Here is a 13,419-nt window from a genome sequence, read left to right on the forward strand (position 1 = left end):
TAGTATCAGTATGTCCAAGATTTGTAGATTTACTGCAATTGTCCTGAATTTTTTGCACCAGAACCCTATTTTCCCTAAAAAATAAATTCAAAACACCTCTCAGATTTTATAATTATTTCTCTTTTTCTAAACTATTCAGCTATGAAATTTCTACTTATATGAAACTGAAAATTCTATCATTTACTCTTGAACTACTCACCACTTAGCATCCTCGCGGGCTGTTTGAAGTGGGAGATTCCTAAGTACAGAAACCTAACGGTTTCTAATTCATTAGGCTATCCCCGTAGTTCCTACGGTTAAGAGACGAATTGCTTCGTTTTTAAGATTGAGCGCTGCGTTTCGATCTCTATCGTGATGTGCGCCACAAGAAGGGCAATCCCACTCACGAATGGTTAGATTTTTAACATCTTTGTTTTTGTATTCACAATTGGAGCATAATTGACTAGAAGCAAATGTTTTAGATACCATAACAACTTTTTTGCCATACCATTTCGCTTTATATTCCAACATCGTTCGAAATTGTGACCAAGATACTTCACCAATCGCTTTTGCAAGCTTTCTATTTTTGAGCATATTACGGACTTGTAAGTCTTCCATACCGATAACATCGTGGTTTTTGATGATTTCAGTAGAAAGTTTATGTAAGTAATCAGCTCTTGCATTTGCAATATGTTCATGGATTCGTGCAACTTTCACACGTTGTTTATTCCAGTTCGAAGAACCTTTTGTTCTTCTAGAAAGGATACGCTGTGCTTTCGCTAACTTTTCTTCTAATGTACGGAAGAATTTAGGGTTCTTGTATGTTATGCCATCTGAAAGAATGGCATAATCTTTTAACCCCACATCGATACCAACAGAAGAACTTGTTTTTTCTACTGGTTGCACTTCTGTTTCTGTAAGAATAGACACAAAGTGTCTACCGCTTGGATTTCGTCTAATTGTGGCATTTAGGATACGTCCTGACACTTCACGACTTTTGGCAAATCTAACGAAACCGAGCTTCGGTAACTTTATTGTATGACCTACAATGGCGATATTATGATTCGTACATTTTGTTGTATAGGATTGTATTTTATTCTTTTTAGACTTGAATTGTGGCATATCATTTTGTTTCTTGAAAAAACGTAAAAAAGCATCTGCGAGGTTTTTTAATGAGGATTGAAGAGCGGTACTATCTACTTCTTTTAACCAAAGCGTATCTTGTCGTTTTTTTAATTGCGTAAGCTCGGCAGAGCAAGAAGGATAGGTTAATCCTTTTCCCGCTTCTTTATACGTATCATTCCAAAGAGTAAGAAAATGGTTAAATACAAAGCGGCTGCAACCAATCATTTTAGCAATTAATATTTCTTGTTTCTTATTTGGATAGATACGAAATTTATATGCTTTATTTACTAACATAGGTTGCACCTCACTTTTTCATAGTATATCTACAGAATACAAAAAACGTAGGCTTACGCCTACTGACATTCATCTCCCACCTAAAATTGGTGTTTCACACCTTCACATTTTTGAGGAAGGAGTCTTTTATCAGAAAACGATTAATTAACCTTGTAATTTACTAAGCTAAAATCTTGAGTCCCTTGATACAGCTAGCCTAGCATCTCTAAAATAGATTCTAATGTTTATAATGATTTTATTTTTTAAACAAGATTTAATAAATACAGTATTCTATCCTAAAAGGGAAACATTATAAGTATGTTCTTTATCATTTTCCGACAGAAGACTCCCTCTTAATTTTTGTGATTATTTGGGGAAATATATCAAATTTATAAAAAAGTAGGGAAGCTTGTATGTTCTTACAAGCTTCCCTACTTTTTTTACGTATTCTTTAAGTTATTTTTTAAATAATTTAGCGAACCATGATTTTTCTTGTTGAGAAGACGCAACTAACTTCTTAGTTTCTTGTATTTCTCGAACCACTTCTAATAACTGCTGATCTCTATTGTTTATTTTTCTATCAATAGTCTTTTGCTGTTCATCAATCTTGTTCGTTAGTGTTTGATTAGTTTGTTCCAAATTGTCTATGCGTTTTAAAAGTTCCATATTCATAGCTTTTTGCTCTTGAAAATATATAGAAACTTCTTTCATACTCTCATACATCGTCTGAATAATTGGTTTCGTTATTTCGTCGTCTTCATCATTCTCTTCTACTACAATATAATCTACATTTTGTTTTAACATCTGTTCTATTATTTCTGGTGGTTCTTGTGCATCCTTCATATTAGCAATTAATTTAAAAAGCTCTAATGCTTCTTGTTCATATCTCAGCGTTCGCCCCTTCGTCCCAGCGACGGTTGGTAAATATGGTTTGAATTGATCCCGCCAGGCCTGGAGGGTTGTCCGTGGCTTCCCAAGCATCCTTGCTATATCTGCAAGGGAATATGTTTTCTTATAAGGTCCTTCCCTATCCATTTCATCGTCCTCCCCTCATCGTTATTTGTTGTTATCAATGTCCGACATGTTGTCATTGCATTGTTATTGATTATCATCCATGTCAGTCATGTTGTCATTATATTGTTATCGATTATCATCCATGTCAGTCATGTTGTCATTATATTGTTATCGATTATCATCCATGTCTGTCATGTTGTCATTGTATTGTTATCGATTATCATCCATGTCGGTCATGTTGTCATTACATTGTTGTTGATTATCATTTATGTCGGTCATGTTGTTGTTTTACTGTTACTCATCATCATTTATGTTCGACATGTTGGCGTCTAACTGTTATGTGTTTAATTCGTTTGAAAGAAGGTATTTCCTTGTTTATTTTGAATTTTTTAAGTGTATAGGTTAATTAAATAATAAGTATGATTCAAGTCGTACTTATTATTTAAAGTGTTCTTATTTTTGATTAAATGTGCTAAATCATAATCAAAAGTAGCACTTAAGTCGTACTTAATGTATAGAGGGGGAATTATAAATGAAAATTGGAAGAAAAGTAGCGGATTTCGGAAATAGTTTTAATAATTTCATGGTTGATGGTTATTATATTGAACTTGCAACGAATGTAGTTAAAATTTCAAAGAAACAAGCTGAGGATTTACTTGTTGATCGTATTTCTAGACCAGAAGATTTACTGGATAGATTACTAATTTCCACTGAAATCGAGGGTGAAGAGTCTTTCTATTTAGTTGGGCAATTAGCTGAAGATAATCAGTTGGCAAACTCACATGTAAATAAGATGCACGATAAAATTAATAGTCCTATCCCATACGTAAGCTTTTTAGGAGCAATAGCATATTATCATGCTCTTAACGCTGATCAAGAAGATAATGAAGTTGAAATTGAACACATGAGTATGATGCTTCCAATTTGGCTTTTAAAACGCGAAGAGAAATTTAGCATTGCCCATAAAAAAATGGAAGAAAAATTTATCGGTGAACATAAAGTTAAAGTGTTAACACCAGGAATGGAGAAAGAACTAACTATTACAGTCAATTCAGCAAAATGTAGAAATGAATCAGAAGTTGCCAGACATTCTTTAAAATATAAAATGGTTTCAAAAGATCAGAATACAAATGTAATTAGTATTGAAAAGCGATATGAATCTGAGAGATTCGATGACTATGAAGTAGTTTTAACTGACATTGGTGGCGGCTCTACAGATGCTGTGCGATTAGGTAAAGGACTTACTACACCTAAGCATAGAGATTCTTTCCAAGTTATCGATATTGAGCCATTCTTAGGATATCTAGAACGCTTTAGAAAAGAAAAATTGATTCAATACTTTAAGGATCTAAGAACATTAGAGAAATTTATAGTTAATAAATATAAAGTACAAAAGTATGTACTATCGAATGAAAATACTGGTGAAGAATATGATTTTACAAATGAAATTGTAGAGGCACTGAAAGAATATGCAAGAATTTTAGTTGCTAAAATTCTTGATGTATTCATCCCCTCTAGTACGAATACAGTATTGAAATTCATTTATATCGGAGGCGAAGCACCCGTTTTAGAACCATACATCCGTCTCGCTTTATTGAATCATATGTCTGAAATGGCTGCTAAAAACAATCACTTCTTCTTGAACGATATTATTCAAAATAGCGATAAGGAAGTATTTGCTCCAACTTCACGCACAATTAATCTAGCTGCATTAGAATTAAAAGTAATTGATGAAATGAAGGGACAGTTAGCCTAAAATAAAGGGACGTGCTGATAATGGCTAAAAATAGAAAAATGGCATTACATGCTGATAACATGCCTGAAGATGTATATAGGGTCCTTAATGAAAAAGCTAATGGTAGACAATTAACAGCATTTGTTGTTGAACTGGTACAAAATGAAAAACGTTATGCGCAACTACTGCAGAAATTAGATAATGTAGAACAGAGATTAAATCTTTTAGATACAGTTGAAAATAAATTGGATCTTCTACTTACTAATGGATTTGTTCCCGCACAGAGACAAGAAGATTTAAAAACAGAGGATCCCATATTGCAAGAAGGTAAAATTATTGACGCTAGGGTAGTACTTGGTGGGATTTCTGAAGAAGATAACGAAGAGCTTGATTTCTAACTAGTAAAGAAGACCTTTAGGTATAATCCTAAGGTCTTTTTATATTTATGTGACCTAAATTCTGTTGAATTGAACTACCCGCCACTTAACACCCTTATCGGTTGTCTGAAGTGGGGGATTCCTACAAACACCAAAGTATCCTTCGGTTATCTTAGTAGGCGAACCCCGTAGTTCCTGCGGTTAATACGAAATTCGTGCAGTATCACAATCTTCTTTTTGGTTTTTTGACATCTTGAAATAGACTTGGTTTTGGTAGCATGAATTCCACTGACATAAGTCATCTTTCCCCTTTAGGGATGGGAGTGTCAAAATGAAGTAGTCCTGATATCACTGCTATAATCTTCTTTACAATATAGATATTTCCCTTTTTCTATAATTAGATATTTCCCTATATCTCTACTTTTATTATTAGAAGTGGTGGTATAGGGGGAGCCTTTGAAACATTACTGATTCTCTTGTATGTACCACATATCACTATTACAATCTTCCTCTCAATATAGATATATCCCTATTTCTATAATTGGATATTTCCCTATCCCTCTGCTTTTATTATTAGAAAGGGTGGTATAAGGGGCGTCTCTGAACAATTACTGCTTCTATTGTATGTACTGCATATCACTATTATAATCTCTCAATATAGATATATCCCTATTTCTATAATTGGATATTTCCCTATCCCTCTACTTTTGTTATCAGAAATGGAGACATAGGGGGCGTCTTTGAACAATTACTGCTTCTATTGTATGTAACACATATCACTATTATAATCTCTCTCTCAATATAGATATATGTAGAAGCGAATTTATCCGGAATCTGAAAATGTGTAGAATCCAATACACGAATACGACGAAAATAGTTAGTATACATGGTTGTAATTTTGTTAGTGGAACACAATTGTTGATGAAGTACATACGCTAGTATTTGTTGTAAAAACTGTGCAGCCTGAGAATTAAATCGTTGATTGAGTCCTTCTGGACTCATAGAAATACCTGTATTAGCTTCTAATCGACTACATAATTGTGCCAATGAAGTATGAGCCATATTTTGGCTTAATCAAACACACAGAGCTACTAAATCTTGTGCACGATATTTACTTTTTCGCTGAATAAATCCTATCTCTCTAGCTAATTGTTCTAAGACATCAGCTAACATATATCGTTGTAACTCTTTAGAAAATAATTCTAGTTTATCAAAAATCGATAAGTTTATGCCAAATACGCCATCCTTTCCTACGATTCTACAGAAAGAATAACGTATTTTTTCATTTTAAAGAAATTTAGTTTTGTTAGCTTGATAATGATGTGACGCTACCCCAATAATGAGTATCGTAATTTTCTTCTTGTGTTATCCAAAATAAAATATGTATATTGTTACATTTATTTACGACGCCTTCTCTTTGCTTTTTTACGCTGATTTGTATAACTATATTTTTTTATATGAGTACTTCTGTTCTTCTTATAATTAGGTAACTTAACTATAAAAACAGTAATTGCCCAAAAAATGAAAAATATAAGGTTTGCAATCATCCAAAGGTTAATATCATAGTCATATAGCTTACTAAAATACTTTTTGTCACGAGTAATATGGCTTACGTTACTGTCAATTGCTTCGAGGGTGTAAGGAATAACCCAAAAGGAACCAATTAATATAACAATTATTCCAAGAATGAAACTGAGTATATGTTTTATCAAGTTCTATTCTCCTTTAATTATGTTTATTGTATACGTTCATATAGTATATATGGTTATGGTGCAAAGATTGTATTTATTTGAAAGAGGTATATAAATTTCTATTGGAATCTATTTTTATAAATGGGTTCTTGCCACACCACAATCAAGCTAAGAAAAGTAAATACCCCGAAACAAGAAAATTGGCACCTCCAGGTGAAAATGTACAATTTATTATTTTGGAGGCGTTATAAAATTCTTAAGTTGATGGGCATGTGGCATAGGGGGAGTCTTTGAAAAAATTTCTGATTCTATTATTTGTACCACATATCACTATTATAATCCCCCTAACAATATAGATATATCCCCATTTCTATAATTGGATATTTCCCTATATATCTTCTTTTGTTATCAGAAATGGAGGTATGGGGGAGCCTTTGAAAATTACTGATTCCATTGTATGAACCACTTATCACTGCTATAGTCTTTTTTATAATATAGATATACCCCTATTTCTATAATTGGATATTCCCCTACGTCTCTACTTTTATTATAGAAATGAGGATATAGGGGGGAGCTCTTGAAAATTACTGATTCCATTGTATGAACCACTTATTACTACTATAATCTTTCTTTTAATATAGAAATATCCCTATTTCTATAATTGGATATTTCCCTACGTCTCTACTTTTATTATAAAAATGAGGATATAGGGAGGAGCTCTTGAAAACTACTGATCCCATTGTATGTACCACTTATCATAACTATAATCCTCCTTTCAATATGGAAATATCCCTATTTCTATAACTCTGCCATCAAGTTACACTTATGCAACATCAATTATAGGAATGGGTGTTTCTTTTTTAAAAAGCCCCCAAAACAAAAAAATTATACAGCTCACCTGATAATATCAATTCTCTCGTTTTGGTATATTTGCTTTTCTTAGCTTGATGAGCATGAGATATGGGGATATAAGGACTTTTTCAAAAAATGAATGGAGTGGTATAAATGACAGATTCTATTGCATGTACCACATATCACTGCTATAATTTTCTTTATAACATAGAAATATCCCTATTTCTATAATTAGATATTTCCCTATATTTCTAATCTTTTCACTAAAATATAGAAATAGGGAAATCTTCCAGAAAATAAATGGAGTGGTATAAATGGCTATTACAATTACTGTTGGGAATTACAAAGGGGGCGTTGGTAAAACCACTAATGCTGTATTAAACTCTTATGAATTCGCAAAAAAGGGGAAAAGAACTTTACTCGTTGACCTTGATCCACAGAGTAATGCAACAAAATCTCTTATGTTAACAAAATCTATCCTTAATCCTGAAGAACAGGTGGCTTTAACTAAAACATTGATGAAAGGAATTCAAGAGGGGAATTTAGATGGATTAGAAGTTGAAATAATGGAAAATTTACATTTAATTCCTTCTTATGTTGATTTTCAAGATTTCGCAAAATTTCTATATAAATCGTGTTCTTCGGAAGAAGAGGAAGATTTCTACTTTAAGGAATTGCTTGAGAAAATAAAACATAAATACGATTACATATTTATCGATGTTCCACCTATGTCAATTGAAGTTACAAAAAATGCAGTTGTAGCTTCTGATTATGTTCTTATAACTCTACAAACACAAGAACGTTCTCTTACAGGTGCAGAAAACTACATTAACCAACTAATAAAATTAAAAGAGCAATATAATCTTGATATTGAAGTTGTAGGTATTCTTCCAGTGCTATTAAAAAATAATGGTAAAGTGGATGAATACATTATGGAAAATGCTCGTGAAATTTTTGGTGAAGAAAACCTATTTAAAAATATCGTTCCACAGATGGAACGTATTAAAAGGTTTGATGTTAACGGTATTACTGAAAATGATAGACATGATTTAAATGTAATAGAACTATACGAAAAAATTAGTGATGAATTATTATCTCGTATCAATGTTTTTGAAAGTATGAAGGTTGGTGTATAATATGGCAAGAACTCCTGGATTATTAGGCCGAAAAAAGAGCAATTTTGATCCAACAGATCCTTATATCCCAAACGAGGATTCAGTTGTAACAAAAAGTGGCGAAGATACTCCTACTTTTTCACCTAAAAATGAACAAGAACAAGTAAATCAGCAGGAACAAAAGACGGAGCAAACACCAGAGAAAAAGAAATTTAAAAACCAACAAGGTAGTATTAAAATTTCTAGTCAATCTAAGGAAGAGCTTGGAGCACTAATGAAACTTACTAATACAAAATATGCTCATGAAATAATAGATTTACTTATACATCATTATGTAGAAAATCAATTAACTCCCGAACGGAAAAGGAAATTTAAATTATTAACAGAGATTTAGAAATATAGAAATATCCCTACGTAGAAATAGGGATATTTCTATATTTTTGATTTTAAAAAATATCCTCACCAGCACTTCCTCCACTGCAATTTCCTCATGATATACCTTATGTAAATTGATAATAAGGTTATTTAATTTCGATAAAAAAATATAAGAGCCTTGCTATATTTTTTTGTAGTAAGAATCTTTAAATTTGTTTAATTCATGTTGAACTAAAGTACCCGTTACTCTATTTAGTTAGATGAGTAATTTATAGTTCGATTACTTGTATCACATATCATCCCTGTGCTCCTCTCCCGTAGTATAGAAATATCCCTATTTCTATATATCCCTGATTTTTTTATCAAAAATAGCGAAGATACTCCTGTTTCTTCACCTGAAAACGAGTAAAGACAAGTGAATGTATGGAATTTAAAAACCAATAGGGCGGTTTTAAAACTTCTAGCCAATCTCATGACTCATGAAGAGCTTGGAACACTAATGAAGCTCACTATTAAGAAATATACTCATGAAATAATAGATTTACTTATACATTATTATGTAGAAAATCAATTAACTCCCGAACAGAAAAGGAAATTTAAATTATTAACAGAGATTTAGAAGTATAGAAATATCCCTACGTAGAAATAGGGATATTTCTATATTTTTGCAGTAAAAAAAATATAATCACCAGAACTTCTTCCACGACTTTCTCTTCCCTCTCATCACCGCAATTCCCTTATGATATTCCCTCATCAATCGCTTTTTCACTTAAGCTAACTATTTTATATCTTCTTTGTACTTGGCTACATTAACACACCATTACTTTTGAGCTAGTAGCGTCATTCTTTTTATTTCTTCAAATGTAGCTTCGAAATAATGTTTGTTCAAATTGATACTAATAACCTTGATAAACGAGCAAAAAGAAAGAGCGTGTTTTGAAAAAAGATTGATTAAAACACACTCTTTCTTTATTTAATTTATAGAAATGAATGTATAGGAGAGGGCTTTGGATAAGTTACTGGAATACTATACATTACTGATTCTATTTTATATACCACATAACACTACTATAATCTCCTTTTTAATATGGAAATATCCCTATTTCTATAAGTGGATATTTCTATATCCCGTTGCCTTTGTTACAGAAATATAGGGATAGGAGAGAGCTTTAGATAAGTTACTGGAATACTATACATTACTGATTCTATTGCATATACCACATAACACTACTATAATCTCCTTTTTAATATAGAAATATCCCTATTTCTATAAGTGGATATTTCTATATTAATTAGTGTATTTTAAAACAGGCGAATTCAATAACTACATTAAAAAGAATCCTATTTCTAGGACTCTTTTTAATACTAATTTTTAGCTTTAACTTACATTTTATCGATAATCATTTGTCTTTTATACCATTGATTTAATTTGCTTCTCGCCGTACTAGAAAGACGTTTTGTTTTTTTATTATAGAATCTAGAAAGAGTAGGCTGCGATATACCTATCTCTATTGAAAGCTCTCGCATAGTTATATTCTTTTTCATATGCATAAACTCTATTTTCTCTCTGATTACTTGTTCATTTTCACTCGTATCTAATGGCTTTTCTACAATTTTTACTGGCTGACTTTCCTCATGTATTGTATCAATTGTTTTCTTTTTCGCTAAGTTTTCCATTGAACTAATTAGTTCTTTGGGTGGCAATATTACTATTCCTAACTGTGAATAATAATTTTTAAACCAATTCTTCTTTGTCAGTTTTTCTTCTTCTAAACCATTATGATATTCCCAATGAGAAATTACTTCTTCTTTTTCTAAATCACTAAGAACATTTTCTAATTGTTCGCGAATACGATTAGGTTTTTGTTTCTGGTTTATACCCATAACTGCTAACAAACCTTTATCTCCACCTATAGAATAAGGTCTTTGTAAGCTAGAAAACATTTGACGTATTCTCCATTGCCATGTCAAATATCGAATTAATCTTTTATGATATTTGTGTCTATAACTATTATATTCAAGTGCCTTTTTTGATAATAATGCGGTAGTACTATTAGATCCATATAGATATCCGGATAAGAAACTTCCCGGTTTGATTCGACACGATTCTATCCCCATGTATTCGTTTGTGTTTTTATCTCTCCATAGAACTACAGAATCTAATACAAATAGTCTTTTGATTACCTCGCGTTTTACTTCATAATGCTTACCTGTTTCAGCGCGATCATTTAATACGACTACTTCATTGTCATCATTTAGATATATAAAAATACTCGCTAGGGCCGCAATCCGCTTCGCAACTTTAATTTTATCTTCTACCCTATAATATTCGACACCATTTGCCTTAGCCTTTGAAATACTGCACATTTCTAAAACTTGTTCATATGAAAAATCAATAAATTCATCAGGCGATTTTGCTTCATTCAACCATTGAATCGTGATGGTATCTAAACAATCTGCAGTTAGATCATCCATATTACTCATTACACCATCTACTAATGTATTCCATCTTGCTGTCTCTTCAATATTCGTTAACTTTAGATCTTCATCTTTATGAGAGGAAAGCTGTGCCACTCCATTACTATCCTTTGTTTCAATAGGATAAGATTTTAACCGTGTGTTTTCATCTTCTTCAAATTGATTTTTAGCTATTCCATCTCTTAACTTATAATAGACCGCGGAGTTATTTACTTCTAAATAGTTTTCATTCACTATGTTCGCATCTGATTCACTTGTTGCTGTATGCACTATAGTACTAGCTGTCTGATTTTTACGAAACTCTTGTTCAATAAAGACACCTATGGTCTCATGAATAATTAATCTGTAAGTATCTATATTTTTAAATATATCTAGAGGAGAAACACCTTTTCTTTGTTGTTGCTCTAACCACTGTACAAGCATTGAAAATGATGGAGAAAGGTATTCTGAAGTCACAATTTTACTTTGATCTGCTTCAACATCAACATAATAGGAAACCCATTTATGCCACAATTGCTCATCTTGTTTATACAGTTGTTCAGTTATTGATAGTGCGTCTCTAAACAATTGTAGAACGTCTTCCATTTAAATTCGGCTCCTTATATACATTTAGTTATTATTGATCTTAATTTGAAAATAATTAGCTATATGATGTTCCTTTTTATAAAACTAGAAATAAAGTCATAATATTCAATTCTTTCGTTTCACCCTAAACATGTTAAGGGCTCTAGTTTGCATACTTATAGTCCACTCTGTAACTGATTATACAAGACTGAATCGATTTGTAAAATCCAAATAGCAATTATACAAGTACTTATACAATAACCTATCTTTCAACCATTAGCTCTTTTTCTATTAGATTTTCAGTAATATTATTTATAAATACAACTATCCGTTAATTGTTATGTATAAATAAATAGATCAAAATGCCGATACAAAGTATAATTTATAATATCGTATCTTTCTTAAACAAACACCATACATTTTCATAGCAAAGGAATGCAAGTATACTGATCTATACTGCATTCCTTTATTGTAATTGTATGTCCACTATATTTTTATTCTTCCTTTTCTAAAATTAAAAAACTAACATCCAAATTTCTTATTTTTCACCTCTTTCTGGATCCACTCCATTGTAATAAAAACTCTTCATTAAATGTCCAAACTATTAGCTATCCCCCCTAAACAACAATAATTTTTATAATAGAAGTTCCAACTGTTATAAAAAACAAAGAAAGAGTGGAAAAGCAATACACAAACGTGTAAATCACATGGAGTAAACCGATAAAAAGAATGAAAATTCTGATAATTTATTCGCTAAGGGTTTTCGTTTACTCTTTCTTTGTTGTTATGAGTTTAACATTAAAAATAACATAAATCAACAAAAAAACAAAAAATTCTTATATTTTCGACACTTTATTCATCTCGCTCTAATTTCACCTTAAAAACATAGTTACAGTAGCTTTAAGATAAAGTTTAATCGAAATAATGTCATTAACCTTAATAAATGAACAAAAGAAAAGATCGTATTTAAAAAAAGATCGTGACTTTATTTCAAATCCACACTCTCTCTAAAGTACCTCTTACATTTTAAGGAGAAGTGAAAGTGAAAAAATGTAAGAATTAAAATATTAATGTTACTTCGAACACCCCAAATTCATCAAAATGAAAATTTATAGCCATATCATTCCCCTTTCCATCAAAACATGAAACAAAAATGACATTATGTAACTCTTTTGACTAACTCGAAATTTTTTTCTAAAAGTGCTTAAAGCTTGATATATAAGCTTTTCTACTACACCTATACTATTAGTTATGAAAATTTATAGCTATATGATGTCCCTTTTTTTTAGGTGAAAACCCCCTTAAACCCTTTCATATTAAGGCTTTACACGTTTCTAACTCTATTTTCATGTATTTATGCAACATGAAAATCCATAGCTGTATGATGTCCCCTTTTTTAACCAAACATGAAAACTCGCCTAGCCACTTCATGTTCCTTTTGTAATTATAAAATTACAGATAAAACCCATTAACATCACTGTTTAAAGGGTTTCATCTGTTCAATTCACAATTATAAACATGAAAATCCATAGCCATATCATGTCCCTTTTATTTTTTTGAAAATCGATATAACTGTTGATTTAATCATGTTTACAAGGTTTTTTTGCTATTTCCCTTCTTTTCTAACAATATGAAAATCCATAGCCATATCATGTCCATAAAAAAAATTACAGGAAGCCTGAAACCCCTTGATACACAAGGGATTAAAGGGCGTTTCATCTTTTTGTTTTTTCTCTTAAAGGGACGCATTTCAGCAAATTTCGATTTGGTATAATCAAAATTGGTATATTTTATAGTGTTTTGACATTTATTTCTGAATTTATAGGTAGGAGGTGAAAAAG

8 protein-coding genes and 2 pseudogenes are annotated in these 13,419 nt (G+C 31.4%); 4 read left to right on the forward strand and 6 right to left on the reverse strand.

Annotation, left to right across the window (positions count from 1 at the left end):
* Positions 1 to 270: 270 nt before the first annotated feature.
* Both tnpB and EXW56_RS27440 read right to left on the reverse strand, forming a co-directional pair.
* A complete protein-coding gene (gene tnpB, locus EXW56_RS27435) occupies positions 271 to 1,398 on the reverse strand; it encodes an IS200/IS605 family element RNA-guided endonuclease TnpB (RefSeq protein ID WP_215558676.1) in 1,128 nt (375 codons plus the stop codon).
* Positions 1,399 to 1,833: 435 nt separating this feature from the next.
* Positions 1,834 to 2,412, reverse strand: a complete 579-nt coding sequence (locus EXW56_RS27440; RefSeq protein WP_215558677.1) for a DUF3967 domain-containing protein — start codon at positions 2,410 to 2,412, stop codon at positions 1,834 to 1,836.
* Positions 2,413 to 2,923: 511 nt separating this feature from the next.
* Between EXW56_RS27440 and EXW56_RS27445 the strand changes: the two genes are divergently transcribed.
* Positions 2,924 to 4,147, forward strand: coding sequence for a ParM/StbA family protein (locus EXW56_RS27445; protein ID WP_215558679.1), 1,224 nt, complete (start codon positions 2,924 to 2,926; stop codon positions 4,145 to 4,147).
* 20 nt (positions 4,148 to 4,167) lie between these two features.
* Entirely contained in the window at positions 4,168 to 4,524 is a 357-nt protein-coding gene (locus EXW56_RS27450; protein WP_215558680.1) for a hypothetical protein, read from the forward strand.
* Between the two features lie 786 nt (positions 4,525 to 5,310).
* Here the strand turns inward: EXW56_RS27450 and EXW56_RS27455 are convergent.
* Both EXW56_RS27455 and EXW56_RS27460 read right to left on the reverse strand, forming a co-directional pair.
* A pseudogene (locus tag EXW56_RS27455) lies at positions 5,311 to 5,733 on the reverse strand (IS4 family transposase); the annotation flags it as partial.
* 167 nt (positions 5,734 to 5,900) lie between these two features.
* Positions 5,901 to 6,215: a hypothetical protein gene (locus EXW56_RS27460; protein WP_215558681.1), complete on the reverse strand. Its 315-nt coding sequence runs from the start codon at positions 6,213 to 6,215 to the stop codon at positions 5,901 to 5,903.
* A 1,145-nt stretch (positions 6,216 to 7,360) separates the two neighbouring features.
* Here EXW56_RS27460 and EXW56_RS27465 point away from each other — a divergent pair.
* Positions 7,361 to 8,182 (forward strand): ParA family protein, encoded by an 822-nt coding sequence (locus EXW56_RS27465; protein WP_215558682.1) that lies wholly within the window; start codon positions 7,361 to 7,363, stop codon positions 8,180 to 8,182.
* Position 8,183: 1 nt separating this feature from the next.
* Entirely contained in the window at positions 8,184 to 8,555 is a 372-nt protein-coding gene (locus tag EXW56_RS27470; RefSeq protein WP_215558683.1) for a hypothetical protein, read from the forward strand.
* Positions 8,556 to 9,919: 1,364 nt separating this feature from the next.
* On the opposite strand, the gene EXW56_RS27475 is transcribed toward EXW56_RS27470, so the two are convergent.
* A complete protein-coding gene (locus EXW56_RS27475; protein WP_215558684.1) occupies positions 9,920 to 11,599 on the reverse strand; it encodes a helix-turn-helix domain-containing protein in 1,680 nt (559 codons plus the stop codon).
* Positions 11,600 to 13,168: 1,569 nt separating this feature from the next.
* Positions 13,169 to 13,419 (reverse strand): annotated as a pseudogene (locus tag EXW56_RS27480) (hypothetical protein); the annotation flags it as partial.

Source organism: Bacillus mycoides (assembly GCF_018742245.1).
GTDB lineage: Bacteria > Bacillota > Bacilli > Bacillales > Bacillaceae_G > Bacillus_A > Bacillus_A cereus_U.

Excerpts from the sequence above, each read along its gene's own strand:
- tnpB (WP_215558676.1), bottom strand. The coding sequence starts at position 1,398 with ATGTTAGTAAATAAAGCATATAAATTTCGTATCTATCCAAATAAGAAA.
- EXW56_RS27440 (WP_215558677.1), bottom strand. The coding sequence starts at position 2,412 with ATGGATAGGGAAGGACCTTATAAGAAAACATATTCCCTTGCAGATATA.
- EXW56_RS27445 (WP_215558679.1), top strand. The coding sequence starts at position 2,924 with ATGAAAATTGGAAGAAAAGTAGCGGATTTCGGAAATAGTTTTAATAAT.
- EXW56_RS27450 (WP_215558680.1), top strand. The coding sequence starts at position 4,168 with ATGGCTAAAAATAGAAAAATGGCATTACATGCTGATAACATGCCTGAA.
- EXW56_RS27465 (WP_215558682.1), top strand. The coding sequence starts at position 7,361 with ATGGCTATTACAATTACTGTTGGGAATTACAAAGGGGGCGTTGGTAAA.
- EXW56_RS27470 (WP_215558683.1), top strand. The coding sequence starts at position 8,184 with ATGGCAAGAACTCCTGGATTATTAGGCCGAAAAAAGAGCAATTTTGAT.
- EXW56_RS27475 (WP_215558684.1), bottom strand. The coding sequence starts at position 11,599 with ATGGAAGACGTTCTACAATTGTTTAGAGACGCACTATCAATAACTGAA.